The 19998-nt window shown below is 57.5% G+C and carries 17 protein-coding genes and 1 pseudogene; 9 read left to right on the top strand and 9 right to left on the bottom strand.

Annotated features, from left to right (window positions below; genetic code table 11):
• The first annotated feature begins 10 nt into the window (after positions 1–10).
• The 3 genes from ACSQ8V_RS19895 to ACSQ8V_RS19885 all read left to right on the top strand — a co-directional run bounded on the left by ACSQ8V_RS19895 (position 11) and on the right by ACSQ8V_RS19885 (position 3774).
• Positions 11–298 (top strand): sarcosine oxidase subunit delta, encoded by a 288-nt coding sequence (locus ACSQ8V_RS19895; protein ID WP_436206877.1) that lies wholly within the window; start codon positions 11–13, stop codon positions 296–298.
• Positions 285–3236 carry a 2Fe-2S iron-sulfur cluster-binding protein gene (locus tag ACSQ8V_RS19890; RefSeq protein WP_436206876.1) on the top strand — a complete coding sequence of 984 codons (2952 nt, stop codon included), beginning with the start codon at positions 285–287 and terminating at the stop codon, positions 3234–3236. The genes ACSQ8V_RS19895 and ACSQ8V_RS19890 overlap by 14 nt, the downstream gene beginning before the upstream one ends.
• A 94-nt stretch (positions 3237–3330) precedes the next feature.
• On the top strand, positions 3331–3774 hold the full coding sequence (locus tag ACSQ8V_RS19885; RefSeq protein ID WP_436206875.1) for a hypothetical protein: 444 nt from the start codon (positions 3331–3333) through the stop codon (positions 3772–3774).
• Between the two features lie 86 nt (positions 3775–3860).
• Here the strand turns inward: ACSQ8V_RS19885 and ACSQ8V_RS19880 are convergent, their stop codons facing one another.
• A complete protein-coding gene (locus ACSQ8V_RS19880; protein ID WP_436207967.1) occupies positions 3861–4460 on the bottom strand; it encodes a TMEM175 family protein in 600 nt (199 codons plus the stop codon).
• Positions 4461–5073: 613 nt separating this feature from the next.
• Here ACSQ8V_RS19880 and ACSQ8V_RS19875 point away from each other — a divergent pair.
• Positions 5074–5448: a hypothetical protein gene (locus ACSQ8V_RS19875; RefSeq protein ID WP_436206874.1), complete on the top strand. Its 375-nt coding sequence runs from the start codon at positions 5074–5076 to the stop codon at positions 5446–5448.
• A gap of 543 nt (positions 5449–5991) precedes the next feature.
• Here the strand turns inward: ACSQ8V_RS19875 and ACSQ8V_RS19870 are convergent.
• The 3 genes from ACSQ8V_RS19870 to ACSQ8V_RS19860 all read right to left on the bottom strand — a co-directional run bounded on the left by ACSQ8V_RS19870 (position 5992) and on the right by ACSQ8V_RS19860 (position 8778).
• Positions 5992–6267 (bottom strand): hypothetical protein, encoded by a 276-nt coding sequence (locus ACSQ8V_RS19870; protein ID WP_436206873.1) that lies wholly within the window; start codon positions 6265–6267, stop codon positions 5992–5994.
• Positions 6268–7429: 1162 nt separating this feature from the next.
• The gene (locus ACSQ8V_RS19865) at positions 7430–7912 is read right to left on the bottom strand and encodes a hypothetical protein (RefSeq protein ID WP_436206872.1); all 483 of its coding nucleotides are present in this window, start codon (positions 7910–7912) and stop codon (positions 7430–7432) included.
• 269 nt (positions 7913–8181) lie between these two features.
• Positions 8182–8778 carry a hypothetical protein gene (locus ACSQ8V_RS19860; RefSeq protein WP_436206871.1) on the bottom strand — a complete coding sequence of 199 codons (597 nt, stop codon included), beginning with the start codon at positions 8776–8778 and terminating at the stop codon, positions 8182–8184.
• Between the two features lie 1182 nt (positions 8779–9960).
• Here ACSQ8V_RS19860 and ACSQ8V_RS19855 point away from each other — a divergent pair.
• Together ACSQ8V_RS19855 and ACSQ8V_RS19850 are read left to right on the top strand one after the other, a co-directional pair.
• Positions 9961–10179: an AbrB/MazE/SpoVT family DNA-binding domain-containing protein gene (locus ACSQ8V_RS19855; RefSeq protein WP_436206870.1), complete on the top strand. Its 219-nt coding sequence runs from the start codon at positions 9961–9963 to the stop codon at positions 10177–10179.
• 497 nt (positions 10180–10676) lie between these two features.
• Positions 10677–11510: an SIR2 family NAD-dependent protein deacylase gene (locus ACSQ8V_RS19850; RefSeq protein WP_436206869.1), complete on the top strand. Its 834-nt coding sequence runs from the start codon at positions 10677–10679 to the stop codon at positions 11508–11510.
• Between the two features lie 525 nt (positions 11511–12035).
• Here ACSQ8V_RS19850 and ACSQ8V_RS19845 read toward each other — a convergent pair.
• Positions 12036–13019 carry an NmrA/HSCARG family protein gene (locus tag ACSQ8V_RS19845; RefSeq protein ID WP_436206868.1) on the bottom strand — a complete coding sequence of 328 codons (984 nt, stop codon included), beginning with the start codon at positions 13017–13019 and terminating at the stop codon, positions 12036–12038.
• A gap of 104 nt (positions 13020–13123) precedes the next feature.
• On the opposite strand from ACSQ8V_RS19845, the gene ACSQ8V_RS19840 reads away from it, so the two are divergent.
• Positions 13124–14074 carry a LysR family transcriptional regulator gene (locus tag ACSQ8V_RS19840; protein ID WP_436206867.1) on the top strand — a complete coding sequence of 317 codons (951 nt, stop codon included), beginning with the start codon at positions 13124–13126 and terminating at the stop codon, positions 14072–14074.
• Positions 14075–14157: 83 nt separating this feature from the next.
• On the opposite strand, the gene ACSQ8V_RS19835 is transcribed toward ACSQ8V_RS19840, so the two are convergent.
• The 4 genes and pseudogenes from ACSQ8V_RS19835 to ACSQ8V_RS19820 all read right to left on the bottom strand — a co-directional run bounded on the left by ACSQ8V_RS19835 (position 14158) and on the right by ACSQ8V_RS19820 (position 17217).
• Complete coding sequence (locus ACSQ8V_RS19835) at positions 14158–14892, bottom strand: hypothetical protein (protein ID WP_436206866.1); 735 nt, start codon at positions 14890–14892, stop codon at positions 14158–14160.
• Positions 14893–14987: 95 nt separating this feature from the next.
• Entirely contained in the window at positions 14988–16094 is a 1107-nt protein-coding gene (locus ACSQ8V_RS19830) for an ImmA/IrrE family metallo-endopeptidase (RefSeq protein WP_436206865.1), read from the bottom strand.
• A 9-nt stretch (positions 16095–16103) separates the two neighbouring features.
• Positions 16104–16808 (bottom strand): hypothetical protein, encoded by a 705-nt coding sequence (locus ACSQ8V_RS19825; RefSeq protein WP_436206864.1) that lies wholly within the window; start codon positions 16806–16808, stop codon positions 16104–16106.
• 191 nt (positions 16809–16999) lie between these two features.
• Positions 17000–17217 (bottom strand): annotated as a pseudogene (locus ACSQ8V_RS19820) (hypothetical protein).
• A gap of 424 nt (positions 17218–17641) precedes the next feature.
• Here ACSQ8V_RS19820 and ACSQ8V_RS19815 point away from each other — a divergent pair.
• Positions 17642–19165 carry a hypothetical protein gene (locus tag ACSQ8V_RS19815; protein ID WP_436206863.1) on the top strand — a complete coding sequence of 508 codons (1524 nt, stop codon included), beginning with the start codon at positions 17642–17644 and terminating at the stop codon, positions 19163–19165.
• A 321-nt stretch (positions 19166–19486) separates the two neighbouring features.
• Positions 19487–19903 (top strand): hypothetical protein, encoded by a 417-nt coding sequence (locus ACSQ8V_RS19810; protein ID WP_436206862.1) that lies wholly within the window; start codon positions 19487–19489, stop codon positions 19901–19903.
• The last annotated feature ends 95 nt before the right edge of the window (positions 19904–19998 follow it).

The following is a 19998-nucleotide window of genomic DNA, read 5'->3' as shown; positions in this document are numbered from 1 at the left end:
GGGAGGCGAGATGCTTGAAATCGATTGTCCGTTTTGCGGCAAACGCCCGGAGGCGGAGTTCTGGTGTATCGGGGAAGGCACTGCATCGATCCCGTCACTGGACGCATCAGCCGATGATCTGCAAAAGTATCTGTATTTCCGTACCAACAGCGGCGGCGAAATTTCAGAACGTTGGGTGCATCGGCACGGTTGTGGCGAGTGGCTTACGGTCCGGCGGAATACGAAGACGAATGCCATTCTATCGGTGACATTCATGAACGACGACGCGAATACAAGGGGTCAACGTGAAGACCGATGACCGCATTGCGCCAGGCGTGAACAACACGCAACGCGTGTCTTTTGTATTCGATGGCAAATCGTACGAGGGCCTCGAAGGGGACACCCTCGCTTCCGCGCTGTTGGCGAACGGAGTATTTGTTGTAGGACGAAGTTTCAAGCTGCATCGGCCCCGAGGCATCCTGGCCGCCGGTGCTGATGAGCCAAACGCCATCGTGCAACTCGAACCCGGTTTGGAGCGCTCGGAGCCTGACCTGAAGGCGACCCAAGTCGAGCTTTATGAAGGCCTCACCGCGTCGAGCGTCAACCGTTGGCCCAGCGTCGACTTCGATGTCGGCGCCGCACTGGGCGTGCTGAAGCGATTCCTGCCGGCCGGGTTCTATTACAAGACGTTCATGTGGCCAAACTGGCATACGTTCGAGTCGTCCATCCGCAAGGCAGCAGGACTCGGCGTTGCCCCGAAGAACGCGGACCCCGATCAGTACGACATCCGCCATGCTCACTGTGATGTGCTGGTGGTCGGCGCGGGGCCCGCTGGACTTGCGGCGGCGGACAGCTTGTCGAAGGCCGCGGCGTCGGTGATCCTCGTCGATGAGAACGCCGCAGTGGGGTCATCTTTCATGTGGATGGCGAGCGATGCAGGGAGACAGCACTCGCTGGACTGGGCACTCAGTCAAGCGGAAGCGGTCCGTGCGCGTCCGAACGTGCGAGTGCTCCGTCGGACCACTGCGACGGGATATTACGACGACAACACCTTGACTCTCTTAGAGAGGGTTGCCGAGCATCTACCCATTGCATCGCGCGCGGGGCGCGTCAAGCAACGGCTGTGGATTGTGCGTGCGAAGCATGTGGTCATTGCCACCGGTGCGCACGAGCGTCCCATTGTGTTTGGCAATAACGATCGCCCGGGCATCATGCTGAGCAATGCAGGTGCAACCTATGCGGCGCATTATGGCGTGCGGCTGGGCATATCGGCGATCGGCTTCACCAACAACGACCGTGCCTACCAGGCGTTTTTTTCCACACATGATGGCGGCACGCCGGTTCGCGGCATCGTGGACAGTCGCGCGACGCTTTCTGACGAACTCGCCACTGCGTGTCGGAGCAGGCGGATCACACTGCATCTCGGTGCTGTCGTGTGCAATGCATCCGGCAGGAAGCGCGTAAAGAACGTAGAGATTCGCGCGGCTGACGGGAAGAGTCGGATCGTGTCATGCGATCTGTTACTCATGTCTGGTGGTTGGTCGCCCGCAGTGCATCTTTATTCTCAAGCTCAGGGGCGGCTAAGATATGACCCCGACCTGGCAATGTTCAGGCCGCAAGCTGATCCCGCCCGGGAGCGATGCACGGTTATCGGCTCGGCCAACGGGACAATGGGCGCACAGAGCGCGGTCCTTGAAGCGACGAATGCGGCCGCGTCGATCGCCGCCCTGTTGTGCTTGAAAGCCGGCGCGGAGCCGGTGACGCCAAAGCCGAGTGATTTGTCCGACACCCAATATCGTATTTCACCGCTATGGCGCGTAGAGGGATCGAAGGCATCGGCGTGGGTCGATTTTCAGAACGACGTAACAGAAAGCGATATCCGGCTAGCCTCGCGGGAGAACTTCATCTCGGTCGAACATCTGAAGCGGTACACGACGATGGGGATGGCGTCGGACCAGGGGAAAACCAGTAATGTCAACGCACTGGCGCTGCTCGGCGTAGCGACAGACCGCACGCCAGATCAGGTCGGCACCACTCGATTCAGGCCGCCCTACTCGCCGGTGACGATCGGTGCTTTCGCCGGTCATGCACGCGGCGACATGTTCATCCCCCGTCGATATCTTGCCGCTCATGACGCGCACCTGCGCCACCACGCACAGATACTCGAATACGGGAACTGGATGCGACCGGCGTTTTATCGGCAGGGTTCGGAAACCGACGAGCAGGCATGGAATCGCGAGACGCTTCACGTCAGAAGCAAGGTCGGCGTGTTCGACGGATCGCCTCTTGGAAAGATAGAGGTCAAGGGGCCAGATGTCGTTGATCTGTTGAATGCGGTGTACGCGAACGAGTTTGGGACACTTGGCATCGGTAGATGCCGATACTCCGTGATCCTCAACGAGGGAGGCGGCATTCTGGACGATGGAGTGATCTCCCGCTTGAGCCAGAATCATTTTTTGGTCGGCACCTCGAGCGCGGGCGTCCAGCGTGTGCTCGAAGCGTTCGAGTACTGGCGGGAAAGCGGCAAGGGATTCCGGGTCGCGATCATGCAGGCGAGCGATCAGTGGGCGACCTACGCGATCACCGGTCCCGAGTCTCGTCGCGTCATGCAGTCGTTACCGACAAATATTGATACCAGCAAGGATGCGTTTGCGCACATGTCGTTCCGTGAAGGCCATCTGGATGGCATTCCATGTCGGGTTGCGCGAGTCAGTTTCAGTGGAGAAATGACCTTTGAATTGAGCGTTCCCGCTCATTACGGACGCGATGTGTTCGAGCGGATTATTGCGGCTGGCGCCGTTCCATTCGGCGTTGAAGCGCTAATGATCATGCGCACCGAGAAGGGCCTCATGCACGTCGGTGTCGAGACCGAACCCTCCACCACATTGCAGGATGTCGGCATGGGTGCACTGGGAAGCAAGAAGGCTCTACCTTTCGTCGGTCAGCGAGCGGCGAAGCGCACCGCCATGACTCATGAGTCGCGATTGCAGCTTGTTGGCATCGAATGCGTGGACCCTTCGCACACGATCCGTGCTGGCGGGCACTTGGTAGCAGGCCCGGGAACGCCGAGCGAAGGACATCTCACATCATGCATCTGGTCGCCGGTCCTCAAAAAATGCGTAGCGCTTGCCTTGCTGCGCGCCGGCGCAAGTCGTCTCAACCAGACTATCAAGGTCTACGATGATGGAAAATTCACCGAAGCACGAGTCGTTGGCACCTGTTTTCTCGATCCAGACGGTGAAAAGCTCAGGCTTTAAAAAGGCAGCGAAGGCGTGGAGCGGCACTGCGACTGTCGCAACCTCATGGCGCGATCTACGAATCGATTTACGCCCATTGTTACAGAAAATTTGGGTGACGTTTGCGACTCCGTTGGCCAACGACTTGCATGTGAGCGACTGCGTGACATTGCCCGCCGCACGCATGCCGCTTTCTCCAACGGACATTTATGCACTGGCGATCAATCGCTATAACAAGCTGCTCTTGTCCGAAGATGGTGCCAGGATCGAGCATGTCGCTGCGGCGCTTTCGAAGCGCGAGGACATTCTGCTTGGTGATGCGAGTTGCGCGATTACATCGGCTGTCGTATCGGGCGAGCACGCAGCCGAGATGCTCGCTAGAGCAGCGTTTGTTGATGTCGCGAACTTTGCTGACGGTGAGTATGCGCGAATGCAGTTCGGGCACTCCGTGGTCATCGTGCATAAGTACGGCGACGCGTTCTGGCTACATTGGCCGGAGACGCTGACAGAGTACATGTGTGGATGGTGGGCATCGGTAACATCCGTCGAACGCGATTGACATATTTAAACCAAACGAGTTTTTCAATCCACACAGACCGTCTGCGTTGTCCGGTCGCAGGGCACGCCAATCACCTCGCCCAGCATTCACCGGTTCGAATAGATGCCCTGGCTCGTCAAGGCGTAGTAGCCCACAACCAAGATGAAGATCCCAACCGCGAGAAACGGGTGAACAAACCAACCTAGCACAGCCGCAACGAAGTAAAGCAGGATGCCACGCGCCGGTCGAAGCACCTGCGACGCAAAAGCAGTCGCTGGCAGGTGCGGCTTCAAGAGCTCAGGATGGCGACGCAAATGCCGAAAAGCAGGGAGCCACGATGCCGACATCAGTCCGGCTATTAAGGCATAAAGCACCACGGCTGCCTTCTGATCCATAAGGTTACCGTCGCGGAATGCACCCGCCAGCACGCCGGTCGGAAACGGGATCAAGGCTGCGGTGCCAACGATGCCGAGATTAAAACAGTTGAGCGTCACATCCACCTTACAGAGACGCTCGAACATGTAGTGATGGTTGAGCCAGATGATGCCAACGTAGATGAACGCAATCGCGTAGGCCAAGTAGGAAGACCATTCCGCCAGAAGCTCTTCGCCCAATCTACCCGGCGTAGCATTCGGGCGATGGATTTCCAGAACAGGTAGCGTAATGATGATGGCGAAAGCCCCATCACTGAAGCTTCCTTCCCAGATCCGCCTGCAGCAGTCGTGCGCTTCATCCTTCGGGGTTGGGCAAAACCCGATGAATCACTCTCAAGAGTTGGAGCCTCCACCAAATCCGGGGCGGTTCAAATTATGGCGCAAGTCGAGCTCGCTTGTTTCGTGTGGTCAACTGCTCTCCAGCCGCCAAGCTCAAGACCCGTTATTGGCGCCATTCTTCCGGCGGGATCGTTAGGGCTTTTCCGTTGTCGATGACTTCAAACGCAACGTGGTTGCCTATTCGGTGAGCGACACAATGGACAATCGGCTCACTTTGGCCGCACTGCACATGTTTGCGAGGCTCGCCATCCAAAGCCTAATCTGGTTCTCCGCGTGGACTCGCGCCCCAGATACGCCGATTTGGTATCCATGCAACAACTCGCGTCTTATGGGACCCCGGCGTTTAATGAGAAACGGTCTTTCCATGACGGGCTTTCCAGTGAGCCGTCCCCGGCGGCGCCCGACCCTATTCGTGACGTTAGCTAACAGGAGCGGCGACAGAAAATAATTGCTCATAGGTTCTTGTTTTGTTGTTTTGCGAATGGTCTACACTTCGTAAGGTCCCCATAACCGGTGAGCTACGATGCCAACAAATGCGAAGGTCTCAGTGCCATCCAAAGCCGACGCGATGGCACTCGTTCATAAACGTATGGAGGAAATGTTTCGAAAGCTGGGGCCCCGCTTACCTTCCGAGATTCAACGTGAACTCACAAGCGGCGTGTCCGCAATTATCGAAGAAATTGTCAGCCTGTACTTCTTGCGGCAGGCCGATGCCGAAGACTTTCTCTCCACTGCCGAGGCGGCAACGATTCTATTCGTCTCCCGCCGGCACGTGGCGAAGCTGCTAGAGCAAGGAAAACTAAAGCTTCATCACAAAATGGGGACCGAATTGTTTATTTTAAAGACGTCAGTGCTGGACCACCAGGCCGACTTGCGGGCTGCGACAAATGCCTACCAGACTTCTGCCGGTGATGAGGAATGAGCCAAACTTCGCAATACTGAAGCTAGCTGTCAAGACCCCTGCCGAGTAACCGCGCTCATGCGTGCACCATGCGTTCACGCACTCTATTTCTGCGTTGCTCAACCGAAGTCTCCAATACCACTTGTTCGCTGGATCGCTAGCGTTCAGCGCCCAGCGGAAATTGAACCGACGCAACAGGACCTCCTCCCTGGTCAGCCAGCCGCGCAGCGACAACGACACAGACGTGCGGAGCGAGAAACATATGCTCAATCGAGCACGCTCTCTCAAACCAAAAGGAGATCCTCAAGGGAGGATATGTTTTTTGAGGGTTGCTAGTGAGGATATGCTTACGTAAGAAGAGCGGCGATGCCATAGGCCCCCAGCGATGTCGCTGAGTTCCTTCGTCATCGTTAAATGCGATGAATCCGCCAGACTGTTTTCAGGTCCCGCGCCTCTAGCTTCGCCAGCGCGTTCGTTATCTAAGGACCGATCCCCGTGGAACGAATTTCCCTAGCGCGCCACCGGTCACAACCCGTCCACACTAGCGTGTACCGCCGATGCCCTTCAGTCGGAAGGGGCGGCACTCTCATCGGGCGGCTCGTGCTCGGCCGATGGGTGACATAAAGGGTACACGCCGAGAAATTCATGATCTAGCCAATCTACATCCCAAACGACTTCTCCTTTCTTGTCGGGCAATCGTTGAATCGCTTCAATCGAGTTTTTTGTTAATTCCCCGAGGAATTGCAAATCATCACAGTCCATCCCGAGGCGGTCGAGCATGAACCCGGTGTTGGCGACCTTCAGAGCCAACGTGTTGCTTGGTTTCAGAATCGTACTCATGGAATGACTCCCTTGGTCCGAAAGATGGGGGAACGACCTTTCGATTGAGAGGCGTCTCATTCCAAACTCTCTCGTGCGAGCCGAAGCCAGGACGAAAAGGTTGAGATTTCGACATCTTGAAGACTCTGCCTCCTGACTAGGAAAGTCAATAACGAGAGCGCAGATACCTATCAGTGATGGTCAACAAATCCACTGAGGAATTCGACATCGCGCCATGCAAGACTGTGAGCGTCGGCTGGCGCGAATGCGTCAGGTTCGGGACGCAGTTCCAATAGGGTCCCGGACTCTCGCCAGCACGTCCGTCGGTGCGACCAACACAATCAGCGAAACCGCATCCGCATTGAAGCAAATCCGCCGAGGTCGCTGCAACCGAGATTCATTTCAGTCCGCGCTTGGGTCTGCGTCAGCCAAGGAAATTTGATGGTTCACGTATTCTAGCCATCGTCGAGTCATTAACACCCTGAAGAGACTATATTGAAGTGGTACGTCGTCGATGTCGTATATCTCACCGTCCTCCTCGTCGTATTGCCAGTTTCCGTTCTCAGCCAGTGCGATTAGGCACGTCCACATGTGAGCGCTCGGTTCCTCCCCTCCACCATATCGATATGTTGCGTCGAAAGGGCTCGTATCCGATGGCATATCCACTGTAGCGACAAGGAACTTCTCTTGCGCTTCACCAGTGACCGTAAGCCTTATCGGCACTCGCCCGGCGCGATTCCACCTGTAGATAGATTCCCAGATTTCTGGGTCGGAGCGGTCGGCTAACCAGAAGATTTCTGCGTCGCGATAGCGTAGACGGATGAAGTCAGGTTCGCGAGTCATGAAACTTCCGAACGACAGATGACCTCCCTCGTCACACGACACAATCAACGCCGCCAGCGAGGCACTTATAGAGCACGTCAGGACCGGGGTATCCTCCTGGATGCCGGCAAGTTCCGGTGCTTTACTTCCGAGCGCCCAAAGCGGTAACAGGGCCCCCGATCGGACCGTTCCACCACACACATCAATTTCGTCTTTTTCTCTAAACATCTTCATCAACTAATGAGTACGTGATCCCGCTTGCCTTGAATGCCACCCGGCATCTCGGCATGCCGGGCCGCGTTTTTTGTCGTCACTGCAGCGGCTGGCTGTTCCTGGGACGCTTATGGAAGAAAAGGTCTCTTTAGTCGTATTGCAGCCACACGCCACCGTCATTGCTCGCGTACTCGAACATTCGCCGCATGGAAGCAAACCACGCGTAAAAGCTGCGTTTTCCGATTGCCCGTGCGCATTCGTCCCAGTGCGTAAAATCGGCAGCAAGCTTTGCTGAGACCACGGGACCAATAGTCCCAAACTGGCCAGGATGGCGAAACAAATCGCGAAATGGGCCGGGGCCATCCGCACCTGCCATCCGCCAGTGGTATCCAACCATGTCCGCCAACTGTTCCATGTGCTTCGCAAATTCGCTGACTTTCTTCGCAACCGCGAAACATTGCTCGTCCTCGAACTGGTAAGCACCGCCAACTTGCAGTCCATTTGCGACATGTGGGCAATCCGGATTGCCAATCACTTCGACGACGTTGTCCAGGCTTTTAGCCCAGAAATCAGCCTCGAATTCTCCATCTAACTTCATCAAACCCTTACGCGCGATAAAAACTACAGGCATTACACATCCCATTATTCAATGACTAAGAACACGCCACTCTGTGCTGTAACGGAATGGGCGCGTCGACGATCTTTCTGCATCAAACGTCGCGAATCGTATAGTTCAATTTGATGACCATGGCGCGATTTAAAACTAACGGGTGGAATGGGAGGCCTCTTTGGCGTCGAATACTCTCGACAATAAGAGGCGTTCTCCAATTCCGTTACTACTACCCTCGGCTCGACTAATGAGGTTGCCGGGTCTTGCGTACAACCCGGCATGACGACCCGTCAGTGACCAGCGAGACAGCGGTTTCGTATGAGCCGAGCGACTCCCGTTCCAAGTCTCTCGCATTCGATTCCAAGCGTGGCCTGCTCGATGCAGCGCAAAATATCGAGTGCGCCCTCACCACTACGGTCTCCATCGCGCTGTGCAAATCTCAGTTCCCGCTCGAGATTCCGTTTCCGAAGTTCCGAGAAAATCCAATCGGATGCCGTCTCTCTATCTCGCGGACGCGCCGCCAACGGGAGAGCCATCATCATTTCTGCGTTAGCTTCATCGAAGGAGTGGCAGGTCAGAATTTCCTCGACTTCACGTAACACATCGCCGGCAGTCCGTTGACGAGCCTCAGCAGCTGCATGCCAACCGGGATATTGACGCGTTATGGCCACGATTATCGTTTCAAGGTCGAAGTCTCGCCAGAATCGCGGGAGTGGTCGATATGCATACTCAAATGCGAAACAAAGGTTGCCTACGTTGACATGGTTTTCATTCATTCCGCAGTCGACCATGAATGCAACGACAGCATTGGCGACCTCTTCGTAGCTGATTTCGCTGGTTCGCTGCTTTGGCGCCGCAGTAGGCATGTTGATTCCGTTCATTTGCATGCTAGTTCTGTTCATTTGCAACGGTTCGCCGTTTTGAGGGAAAAGAGCCCTGTTACCAAGGGCACCCAAAGTATAGGAGCGACAAACGTGGATGATCCGTACGCCTCGCATTGCTTGGCGCGCCGCGAGGAGGTATCGAACCAACCGATTGACTAAGTTCCTATCGTTTCGTCACGAGCATCGAAGGAAAACGCACCCATCTCGCGATGCAAACTCGAACATTGCTCGAGAGTTTTTGTAGAAGCCATAGAAGTGGTCGTCCCCGAGAGCTCGCGCGCGCTCATCCCATGCGGCGAAATCTGCAACTAGCTTTGCGGAAGCAACTGAACCCATCGTCCCGTCCCCACCCCACCGAAACATTTCGCGAAACGGGCCCGGGTCATCCGCACCGGGCATCCGCCAATCGTAACCAACTAAGCCAGCAAGCTTTTCCAAGTCCTCATTGAGAACTCGCTCCTTCCCGAATCCGAACCACGTATCTTTTTCGTACATATACATGGCTCCAACCTCAAGACCGTCGCTAAAGTAAGGCCATTCAGTGTTTCCTTCTACTTCCACTGCGTCATGGTCGAAGTGCAAGTCTCGAAAATCATCATCGACGACCCCGTCGTATTTCTTAAGTCCTCGACATGCCACAAAACATACAGACATTATTTACTTCCCTTTTTTGAATAGTCGACGCACGAGCGCAGTCTCACAACGTGAGAATCAGTTTCGTTGCATCAACAGTTGATAAAACGCCGATGACACAGGCGCGCCATATAGATGGCGTTCGGACGATCAGGGAGGGAAGTAGCGTATTCGACTAATGATGTATCAATAGCACTACTAATAGCGTCTAGAGCTCTCTCAGTAGTTGATGGCGAGAATCTCAGTTATTCAATGACTGAGGTTTATCGGCATCTGGAACACATGTGCTTGGCTGCTTGCAGGCCTCGTGTGGAAGGAATGATTCGAATTGTATTTCCGCGGTGAGCAGAAAGAAACACCCTCAGCCAAGGTCAAGATGGATCGCAATTCCCAGAACGAAAAAACTTAGCAAGAATGGCACTCGATTTTCGAATTAGAGTATTTACTCTAAAATGTCTAGTTGGCGTGACCGTCAAGGCTTGGGCTTGCCGCCAGACTCGCTCGCCGCTGGACTGTAGAGATTAGAATCAGCTGAGAGACAAGGAGAGAATTGTGGCCAGATCAACGGTGACATCGAAAGGACAGACCACCATCCCCGCAGAAGTGAGGGCAGCACTTCACGCTGAACCGGGCACCTGCCTAGAGTGGCATGTGACGCCGGAAGGCGACGTCATCGTGCGCGCCAAAACTCTGTCGATTCTGCACTTGGCGGGGACGTTGAAGACCGAGAAACATGTGGACATCGAGGACATGAATCCCTGGAGTAGCTGATGGCGGCCTCGCACGAAGGCGACCGAATGAATGACTAGCAGCCGGCCCTCGGCGCTTCCATGAGGTCGGCGCGATCAGGCCATCAGCCAGTGGACGGCCACAGTCTCACATTCTTGGTTGCCGCCTTGTTTGTCGCGACGTGGTTTCTGAAAATTTCCTTCGTCGTCGCAATCCTCGTCTCGACCTTCGTCGTGGCCGCTCCGGCGCTCTTCCTAGCCGGAGCGGCCTTTCGAAAGCGCAATCGCAATTTGCTTCACTATAGGGAAGCAAGGCGTACGATTCTGCTTCTCTATAGTGAATCAAAACGGCTTCCTGTGGCACGCCTCCGATCCGGCGTTATGCTGAAAAAAGCGCGCTTGTGAGCGAGATAATGGCGCTTCAGTCATCTACAACTGAGACCTGTACGCAAAGCTCCATGTCTTTGGCACGGCCGTGCCGCTTGACCAAATCGCTGACGACACGGAAAGCTGCAGTTCTTGGATTGCTGAGAGGGGATTATGGGAATGAGCGACGCAATCGAGCACGCCGGCCAGTGGTTGAAGGATGCGGATGGGTTGCTTATAACCGCAGGCGCCGGTATGGGTGTCGATTCCGGGTTGCCCGATTTTCGTGGCACTGAAGGCTTATGGCGTGCGTACCCAGCGCTGGGTACTGCCGGCATCCGCTTTGAAGAAATCGCGTCGCCGCAGAGTTCTCGGAGCGACCCAGCGTTCGCATGGTCTTTCTACGGGCATCGGCTGGATTTGTATCGCCGCACTCAACCGCACCGGGGCTTCGACATCCTACGCGGATGGGCGACGAAGATGCCCCGCGGGGCGTTCGTGTTCACGAGCAACGTGGACAGGCATTTCCAGAAGGCGGGATTCTCGAAGGACAGAGTCGCAGAATGCCATGGATCGATTCATAGGCTGCAATGCGTCGACGAATGTTCTCAGCGAACCTGGCCCGCAGATGACGTGGTTCCTGTGCTCGACGAGCGCAATTTTCGGCTCAGCTCACCAGTACCAAAATGCCCATCGTGTGGCGCCGTAGCCAGACCGAACATTCTGATGTTCAACGACTCGCACTGGATAGAAGATCGGACCAACCGGCAGATTCGGCATCTGGAAAGCTGGATTGCGCAATGCCAGAAAGTTGTCGCGGTCGAGGTTGGTGCGGGACGCGCGATTCCGACTGTGCGTCGGTTCGGTGAGCACTATGCTGACCGGCTGATTCGTATCAATCCGCGCGAGTTCAAGGTCCGCGAAGATCACGGCATTGGAATCGCAGGAGGGGCACTCGACTCGCTGGATCAAATTGAGCGACTGACGCAAACGCCGCAGGAAGATTAACAGTGCGCTTCGCGTAGCACATTTGATAGCCCGTAGGTCAGCAAACCGCAACGAAAAACCTTCTGTAGAGACTGACGAAATTCTAGTCAGGCCCAATCGCACACTTGTGGGATCTGGGGTAAGTGCAGGAACGGCAATTCGGAAATGAAAAGAGTCGAGCATATCCGATTCCATCGGAGAGAATTCGGGCCGTCGAAGTTGTAGCACCTTGCCCAGCACGGCGTGCAACGACCGCTTCGGGGCACCCCAACTGGTACTTTAGGTCGTCCTGAGCCGGTTGATGTGAGGCTTAATGCGGACAAGCGGTCGGTCATGATTGACTGCTTTCGGGGTTCCGCTCGCTTTACAGACGCCCGGAAGGACGCCGGCGAGATGTCGGTTTCCTGCACCGCCGCCCACTTCGCCGCCGGAATCGTGGAGCACCTGTTGCGATAAGAAATGTTGGTCGAGCTTTCCCGCGTAAGGGTGTATGTTGAAAAGCCGACCGAGCCAGACGCCCTTTTAGTCGGCCGCACGCGTAGTCGTCTATGTGCCCGTTGCAACCCCGAAGCTGGTGGGTTCTCCACACCAACCACTACGCTGCAGAAAACCTTCCCATGTCAGTGCGTTCGGGTCGTTTCGTCGGCTCCATGCCATGTCTCGTTCTGGCGCGTAGTACCCGTATTCGACCGCATAGGTGACCATTCCCACAAGCTCGCGCACCAGCCACTCGTCGGCACCGAACGCGGGGAAGTGCCTTAGTAATTCCTCGCGCGTATAGGCTGATGCGTAGTGCGCACGCCGGCCCGTCACGCGGACGAAGGTGTCCACGATCTCGCGCGCGGTCAGGACCTCACCGACCACCGGCAGGGTTCGGCCAGAATAAGACTCCGGTTCGTCAAACTGCGCCAGCACCGCGGGACCGGTTGCGGTCAGCGGATCGACAAATGGCACGAGCGTATCTGGCGGCAGATAGACGGCGAAGCTGAGGCTGTCGTCGGTTTCCGGCCGTGGCACGTAGTACTCAAGGAAGTTGCTGTAGAAGAAGGCGAGCTGGATGAAGGAGCTGCGCAGCGGCAGCGTGCGCAAGTATGCCTCCACCAAGGCCTTCTCGGTGAAGTGTGGCGCCCACAGGGTGCCGCCGGTGCGAGCCTCGACGTTTTCGAGGCTGCTCCAGACGATATGCTCCACGCCTGCGGCGAGCGCCGCATCAGCCAGCTCGATCCCCAGCGCCAACTCGGGGCGGCCCGGCGGCGGCACGGGCGATATCGGCGGGGTCATCAGGAAGGCACCGTGCGAGCCGCGCATAGCCGCGGCAAGCTCGGCTTGGCGACCCGCCCCCACCAACGGCGCGATGACGATCTCGGCGCCGCGCTGGGCCAGCTCGCGCATCGGTGCACTATCGGCACTTCGTGCCAGAGCGCGCACGCGGTAGCGACCGCTACCCAGCAGGGTGCAGGCCACGCTACGGCCTTGCTTGCTGGAGGCGCCAGCGACGGTAATCAGGGGCAATGATGCAAAAGGGGACACGAGGCTTCTCCATACAGGCACGCCAAGCGCGCGCCAACGTTTGCAGTTTGGACAAAAACCGCTATAGAGTGAAATCGTCAATCTATTCCTCTACTATCCATTCCATGGATACCAAACGCATAGACCTGAACCTGTTGGTCACCCTCGAAGCCCTGCTCGCAGAGCAGAACGTAACGCGCGCCGCCCGCCGCCTGCACCTGAGCCAGCCAGCGGTGAGCGCGCAGCTCGTGCGCCTGCGCGACCTGTTTGGTGACCCGTTGCTGATTCCGGCGCAGCGCGGCATGACTCCCACGGCGAAGGCCGACGAACTTCTGGTGCCTTTGCGCAATGCGCTGGATCAATTGCGCGCCACGGTGATCCAGCATGGCCATTTCGATCCCGCGCGGGCGCAGCTGACTATGGCCATCGCCTGCACCGACTACCTACAGGCCGCGCTCGTGCAGCCGCTAGTACTGCAGCTGCGCCAACAGGCGCCCGGTGTGCGGATAGCGTTACGTATCTTGGACATGCCGCAACTGGCGGCGCAAATGGCTCATGGCGAGGTCGACCTCGCACTAATGACGCCCGGTGACGCCCCGACTGGCCTGCGCAGCCGCCACCTGTTCGACGAGCGCTACGTGTTGATAGGCCGCCGCGACCATCCCAAGCTGCGCCGCAAGCTCACGGCTTCACAGTTCGCGCAGCTCGAGCATGTCATCGTGTCGTTGCGCGGCGGCGGCTTTGCCACGCCTGTGGATGACGCGTTGGCGGCCCTCGGCCTTCGGCGCAATGTGGTGCTGTCCGCGGCCTCGTTCCTGTTTGTGCCGGATATTGCGGCCCGCTCCGACCTCGTCGCTCTAGTGCCGCAACGACTCGTGCGTGATCACGCCGACACGTTGCGGGTCGTCGAGTGCCCGATTCCCGTTCCGGGCTTCGAGGTGAGCATGCTGTGGCACGAGCGCAGTCACGGACACGCGGGCCACCGCTGGGTGCGCGAGGTGCTTAGGGCGCTGGTCGCCGGGCGAGGCGAAACCGCAAAGAGAGCGGGACGAAGCGGCAGTCTCAGGGCGGTCTAAGCGCGCGTGCGACGACTAACTTGAAAGGCGATCTGTTCAATTTGAACGACCGCTTCTGGGCGATCAGACGGAGAGGGACAATGTCAGCGACGGGTCGTCCGCCGACCCTTAACGATGTCCGACCGCGTTCTGCGCTCAGCGGCCTCAGGCTCACTGGCAATCTCCTCGGCAAGCGCCTGAGCCACGCGCTCAACGTCCTGAACCTTTCCTTTGCGCAAAGCTGCGAGCGCACTAATGTCGCCGAGCGAGCCACGCCTTGCCGTGAAGAAGTCCCACTTAATCCATCCCGGCACATTTCCCAATGCTCGCGATATTTTTTCAAGGACCGACCGGTCAACCTCACCGTCTGCAAAAAACCCGGGATAGTACGTTTGTCCCTCCACCTGGACAGTGAACATGCGGGAGGCCTTGATAGCGGCGCTCAGCGCCTGACACGTGATCGCCAGTGCTTCTTGCATATCGCCCGAAGACAGCAGTTTCTTACTCGAAACCAAGCTCTGATGGTACGCCCGCCCCCGCACTTCAAAGTCCTCTTTGCGAGGCTCCGGGTGCTCGCGCTCCCCAGATTCGACGGGCAACTCGATAGATACCGGTTCGGTCAATGGATGACCGCCTCTGTCCTTGGCCCTCAGGGCCTCCACCGCCCTCTTGAGCACCCTTGCTTTCTGCTTAGTTAACCGGCCAACTTCTGCATCCGGCATGTCAAAAACCGCGTCGGCACCGTCAGCGTGCGATAACGCACCTGCAGCACTGCCCAACGCCCGGTCCGCGCGGTCGGAGATACCAGCTTTCCCATGCCTGCCGACAACTGCGCCCATTATGGAGCTCCCAGTTCCTATGTTTGGCCAGCCTATGCCCGATGCAGAAAACGTCACGCAGATCTCAGACAGTCCGACTCCGCGCGACGATGCACCTATACCAATCGGAGTTTAGGTGGGTGTCGTGAAGGCGCTTCAGATAACGCATCCCCAGACACGACTGACAGCCGCGTCAGTTGGAAGGTCAGCGCATTAATCTCGTCCACGCTAATGCACAAGTTCTTGGCAATTTCACCTCGGCCTACCTTTTGGCTTTGCAGATAATCCAACACTTTCGTTAGCAACTGGGAGCTTTCGCGCTCCATCGGCTCCGGTTCGTTCGTGCGATAACCGTTTTTAGCCAGCTCAATGCACAGGTTGCGATAGGTCCACTCTGTGACTTGCTTTAATGCGCTGTACCGATAAGCAAGCGCAGCCAGCGACACGCCCCAGTAGTGCTTGAGCTTCATCAGATACTTGATGGTGAACGCTGGTGGCTTGTTAGCGATCACGCTTTCCTTTGGCATAAGAAACGCTGCGGCAAATGCATCTGCTTGTCGTTCCATTTCTGGGCCGTGGGGCTCGCCGTGTTGCATGCTGTAGACATCGCGTACCAGGTGGCCTAGCTCATGAGCTGCATCGAAGCGGCTGCGTTCGGCAGACTTCATCGTGTTGAGAAAGACAAAAGGCTTGCTGTCATACCACGTGCAGAAGGCATCCACCTCGCGGGCTTCTTCAGCCAAAGAAAAAACGCGAATCCCCTTGGACTCCAACAGGTGAATCATGTTGGGAATGGGCGCGTTCCCCAAGCCCCACATACGGCGCAAGGTGGCGGCGGCTTCTTCGGGAGAGAGGTCGCTGAGATCAGGCACATCGGCGCGAGGCAGGTTAAACCGTTCCTCTATCCACTCGTTGACCTTGAAGGCGATGGCACCTGCGCTGAGGGCACAGTTTTTCATCGCATCCGTCATCTTGGAGAGTGAGCGGAAACTGGCTGCATGCTCTGCGATGGTAGGCATCGTTTCTTCAATGAGAAAAAACTGCTGTGGGAAGTTCAGCAGTTTTGCCATCTTTGCCAGGATTTCTGAATCAGGAGCGGAGGTCCCCGTTTCGTAGTTCTGGATACTACGGCTGGTGACGCTCAACTCTTTGGCCAATTGCGCTTTTGTTATGCGCCTTCTAACCCGGGCAAACGTGATTTGCGAAGGGTTGATTTCTGACATGGTGGTAGATCAAAAAGTGCCCGATTTGGGTTCTACTTCTACAGTTGCGGGAGCGTTCGGCGTGTCCTTGCGGATCGTGAATTCCGTAGAACTGTTGGGGATGCTACCGAGAATCAGGCGTTCGCCCCAGTCAGTGATTTTCTTCTTGCTGAACCCTGTTGGATAGGAGAGCTCGAACCGCACTTCTTTCAACGTTTTGTCGTAGTGATAGAGAAAGGCCCAGACTTGGGTTTCCTTTTTCCTTGCCTTTGCGATCTTAAGCGAATCTTGGTTGAACAACTCCAACTGGCTATTGGTTCGGACGTAACCCTCAGCCACCACGCCTTTTTCCGCCTGGTTGGTGGGATCTTCAAAGCCTTGCTTACCCGTTTCGATGTTGCCTGTCATCACCACGATGGAAACGGAGTGATCCGGCGAACTGATAAAGGGGCAGTTTTTGGGATCATGAATATGCCATTGCTTTTCACTCAGTTGGGCGCGCAAGGCCTCAACTGTCTTAAACCACTGCTGCACGCCCGCTGCGGTTACAGCGGAAGCGCGGGTAGTTTCGTTCCGGGCGCCAAGTCCGCTCTGAACGGCGTTGTATAGGAGGCCAATGTCCAAGTCCGCTGATAGCTCTTGCAACCGTGCTTCAACGAGCGCTGGCTCGGTGACAGTCTTGGCACGCCGGGAGAAGGCTTCGGAATAAGACAGTTTGAAGTTGGGTCTGGGCAACTGAGACTCCTTTTGGTTTTCCGGAAATTGTACCTCAAGTCGAGGTTGGAAAAGCGGAAATTTATTGGCCACTGGCAGACCCAACGCTGGTGACATCAACATGCTTGCCGAACCCGGTCACGACAACTATTTATGACCGCAAGATTTGCCAAAACAAAATTCTGGCGCCCACTTCGACAATTCAATTCGGCCTACCCGTGGCTGTCAACCCACGCGCGAGCCCCAGCCAAATCCGCCTTTGTGCCTCTTCGTCAGTCTCGAAAAGGCCCAGCACTCCGGAGACTTCAATCACCTTATTGCTTTGAGTGATTGTCCCGCTCGCAGCGTAGCGCTCGGGTTGACGCAACTCTTCCTGCTGCCGTATTGCGTGGCGCCATATGCCGTAGCCGCGGTAAGTCTCGGATTCCATTACTGCGACACCCAGCGTAAGCGTGTCGGGATCCGACACGCAGGATGTTCCCTTCCAGCGTTATCTGCCGCGGAATATCCGTTACATCCAGCTCGGTCGGTCGCAACACGTCCTGCCCTTTACTGCGTTTCGCAACCACTTTGGGCAAAGGGGCTTGGGTTTGCCGTGCTCGAAACTTCACCGCCTGCGGGCCGGCGTGACGAGGTGAGCCCTTTCCGGGCGACGTGTTCACCCGCTGGTTTCACGTGCTCCGAACACCGCTTTTTTCCTGATATAGTTGCGGCAGGCTGTCGTCGCCCGCCGCACGCGTTCCCTGGGAGCATGACGAAGACGATGTTTCAAGGCACCCACCCCATCCCTAGTCGTTGTTTTCTGATGGGCGGCCCGCAAAGCGTGTACCGGATTAGCCGCCTTGGAGAAGACAATGGACACTCAGCAATTGAAGCTGCTGGCCGGGCTCGTCCGCAGCCTCTTGCAGCCTTCGCACCCCTCCCTGAATCATGGCCAGGCGCTCGATCTCATCGCCGCGCTGCCCGGGCTTCGTAACTGGCCCGAGGTGATCGCGTTCCCGGATCGGGTCGCCGCCACCGAGCTGGACACCACCTCGACCGGCCGTCTCGTGTTCCGCCTGAAGAAGCGCTGCGCGGTCGACATGACGCCGCAAGAACTTCTGACGGCCCTGTCGCCGCCAGGCGTTGTCGTCCCCCGCAGCGCGCCGCACATCTGGCCGACGGGTCCCACTCCCGGCGTCTACCTCACGACCTCCCAGGACGCGATCAACGCCTTGCTGGAAGCGTACGAGGACGCCACCGATGGCGCGTTGATCTACGCGGAGCGTGCCGGCAGCCAATGGGGCAGCAGCATAGACCTCGGCGAGTACGGCCTGTGGTCCTCCGGGTTGGACCGGGTCCCGAGCGGCACGCTGCTGATCGTCGGTCCGCTCGAACTGGACCAGCAATCGTGGAACGACACGGCCGATCGCCTGGAAATGGCGTGCAACCACGCCCTAACCTCTGGGCATCGCATCGCTGTTCTTCTGGACACCCCGACGCCGGAGACGCTCCACGAGGATGTCCGGTTGATGGTCATGTCACGCCCGAACCACACGGACGAGGAGACGGCACTGGTCGGCGTCGTGACCGAGGACGGGGAACTGGAACCTCGCACCCCGTTTGCCCGTCCGTGGCCCACCATCGAGCTGGTCTCGACGCCGGCCACCACCGATACAGTACCGCCCCCGCTCCTCCATCCGTTGCGCGCCGCCCTCGCGGAACGCATGAGCGGCGTGCTGTTGTTCGGGTCGGGTGAGATCAAGGATCACTCTGGCATCGAGCTGGTGGCCGCGTCGCTGGCCCTGACCGAGCATTGCGGTCCGGCGGCCCGGATCATGCCGCGACACCGTTCCACCCCATCGAAGGATTGGGACGTGCCCGAGGCGATCCGCCAACTGCCCTTCCTCCCCTCGATCGAGAGCGCTTACGCCCAGGGGTACCGTCGCCTGATCTACAACCCGGGGTACACCCGCGCCGAGCAACTGATCGAATACGGCAAGGACGCGCTGCTGATCAGCGGGTGGTACGGCAGCGAGGTCTCCCAGGTGTTCATGGGGTCCGCGCGCCACGGTGGGATGAAGGAGGAGGAAAGCCTGCTGAGCCGGATCATCGCCATTGCGTCAACGGTGACGATCACGACGAGCGACGGGGAAACCGTCGTCGCCGACCTGTTCGTGGCAAACGGTCAGGACGTCGGTGCGCTGAAGAAGTTCAAGGAGGTCGATGAGTTCCTGGTCGCCCATCGCCTGTTGCGCTGGGAAGAAGAGCTTGCCCACCTTCTCGACACCGGAGCGGTCACGAGCGACGCCGTGAAGGAAGCGTTCCCCCGGAGCCACGGGATCGGGACGTTCCTCGACGAGCGGGCGAAGCTGAAGAAGACCGCCGAAACGACGTAATAACCACCTGCCCTTGGCGTCGCGCACGGCGCCAAGCGGCATCGGTCAACCTCGGGCAAGCGCATGGATGTCGCATGGTTCTTGAACCGCCGCCTCGATTTCATCCGGCAGCTCTACACCACCTCTTCAGCCCCCTTCGTCGAACGGCTACGCCTAATAGAGAACGAGGAGGACCCGTATGTCCCACCATACGCGGAGGACGGTGAGCCGCCATTTCTGGCGGAATGGCAGGAAAGCCATGACTCTATCGACGTCCTGGGCCACGCATGACTGTCCCTTCTCGCGTCGAGCTTGCAGGCGTACCTACATACTCGCGTGAAAATGCACTGCGAAGAACTCACCGAGGAGAAACGCAAACGCGTGTTCCGGAAGGGCTGGATGCGAGGCTACAATATCATTTTCACCGAGGCGTTCGGCATCCCCTTCGCGGATGGGCCGGTGGCCATCGCCGTCCTAGAAGACATCGTACAGACCCGTAACAGCATCCAGCACGACGTTGAGATCACGAACCTCAAGCCCAAGCACTTAGGTCGCAAGCCGGGTTCCGCCCCTTCGGTGTTTCTCGACGCTCGCGAAACTGAACTGCTCGAACGGATGGACATTGATGCGACGGGCTGGCTAACTCCGCCGACGGTTCATGTGGATCACGGCAAGCTCGAATCGTCGATCGACACGGTGGCACGGTTCGTCGTGTGGCTCGACGACGCCATCGAGGCGAGGTTCCACCCCAAGCGCTGAGGAACACCGCCCCCACGTCAAGCCAACTAGACTCGACATCGCGGCCGTGCCCACCCAGCCACGCAAGCTATCATTACGATGATTGACCTCTCGGT

It is taken from the genome of Caballeronia sp. LjRoot31, assembly GCF_964253885.1.
Taxonomy (GTDB): domain Bacteria; phylum Pseudomonadota; class Gammaproteobacteria; order Burkholderiales; family Burkholderiaceae; genus Caballeronia.
The sequence above is the reverse complement of the archived record's forward strand: the minus strand, read 5'-3'. Positions and strand labels throughout refer to the sequence as shown.

Excerpts from the sequence above, each read along its gene's own strand:
- ACSQ8V_RS19810 (WP_436206862.1), top strand. The coding sequence starts at position 19,487 with ATGCACTGCGAAGAACTCACCGAGGAGAAACGCAAACGCGTGTTCCGG.
- ACSQ8V_RS19835 (WP_436206866.1), bottom strand. The coding sequence starts at position 14,892 with ATGGGCGCAGTTGTCGGCAGGCATGGGAAAGCTGGTATCTCCGACCGC.
- ACSQ8V_RS19865 (WP_436206872.1), bottom strand. The coding sequence starts at position 7,912 with ATGCCTGTAGTTTTTATCGCGCGTAAGGGTTTGATGAAGTTAGATGGA.
- ACSQ8V_RS19870 (WP_436206873.1), bottom strand. The coding sequence starts at position 6,267 with ATGAGTACGATTCTGAAACCAAGCAACACGTTGGCTCTGAAGGTCGCC.
- ACSQ8V_RS19850 (WP_436206869.1), top strand. The coding sequence starts at position 10,677 with ATGGGAATGAGCGACGCAATCGAGCACGCCGGCCAGTGGTTGAAGGAT.
- ACSQ8V_RS19830 (WP_436206865.1), bottom strand. The coding sequence starts at position 16,094 with ATGTCAGAAATCAACCCTTCGCAAATCACGTTTGCCCGGGTTAGAAGG.
- ACSQ8V_RS19895 (WP_436206877.1), top strand. The coding sequence starts at position 11 with ATGCTTGAAATCGATTGTCCGTTTTGCGGCAAACGCCCGGAGGCGGAG.
- ACSQ8V_RS19840 (WP_436206867.1), top strand. The coding sequence starts at position 13,124 with ATGGATACCAAACGCATAGACCTGAACCTGTTGGTCACCCTCGAAGCC.
- ACSQ8V_RS19815 (WP_436206863.1), top strand. The coding sequence starts at position 17,642 with ATGGACACTCAGCAATTGAAGCTGCTGGCCGGGCTCGTCCGCAGCCTC.
- ACSQ8V_RS19860 (WP_436206871.1), bottom strand. The coding sequence starts at position 8,778 with ATGCAAATGAACGGAATCAACATGCCTACTGCGGCGCCAAAGCAGCGA.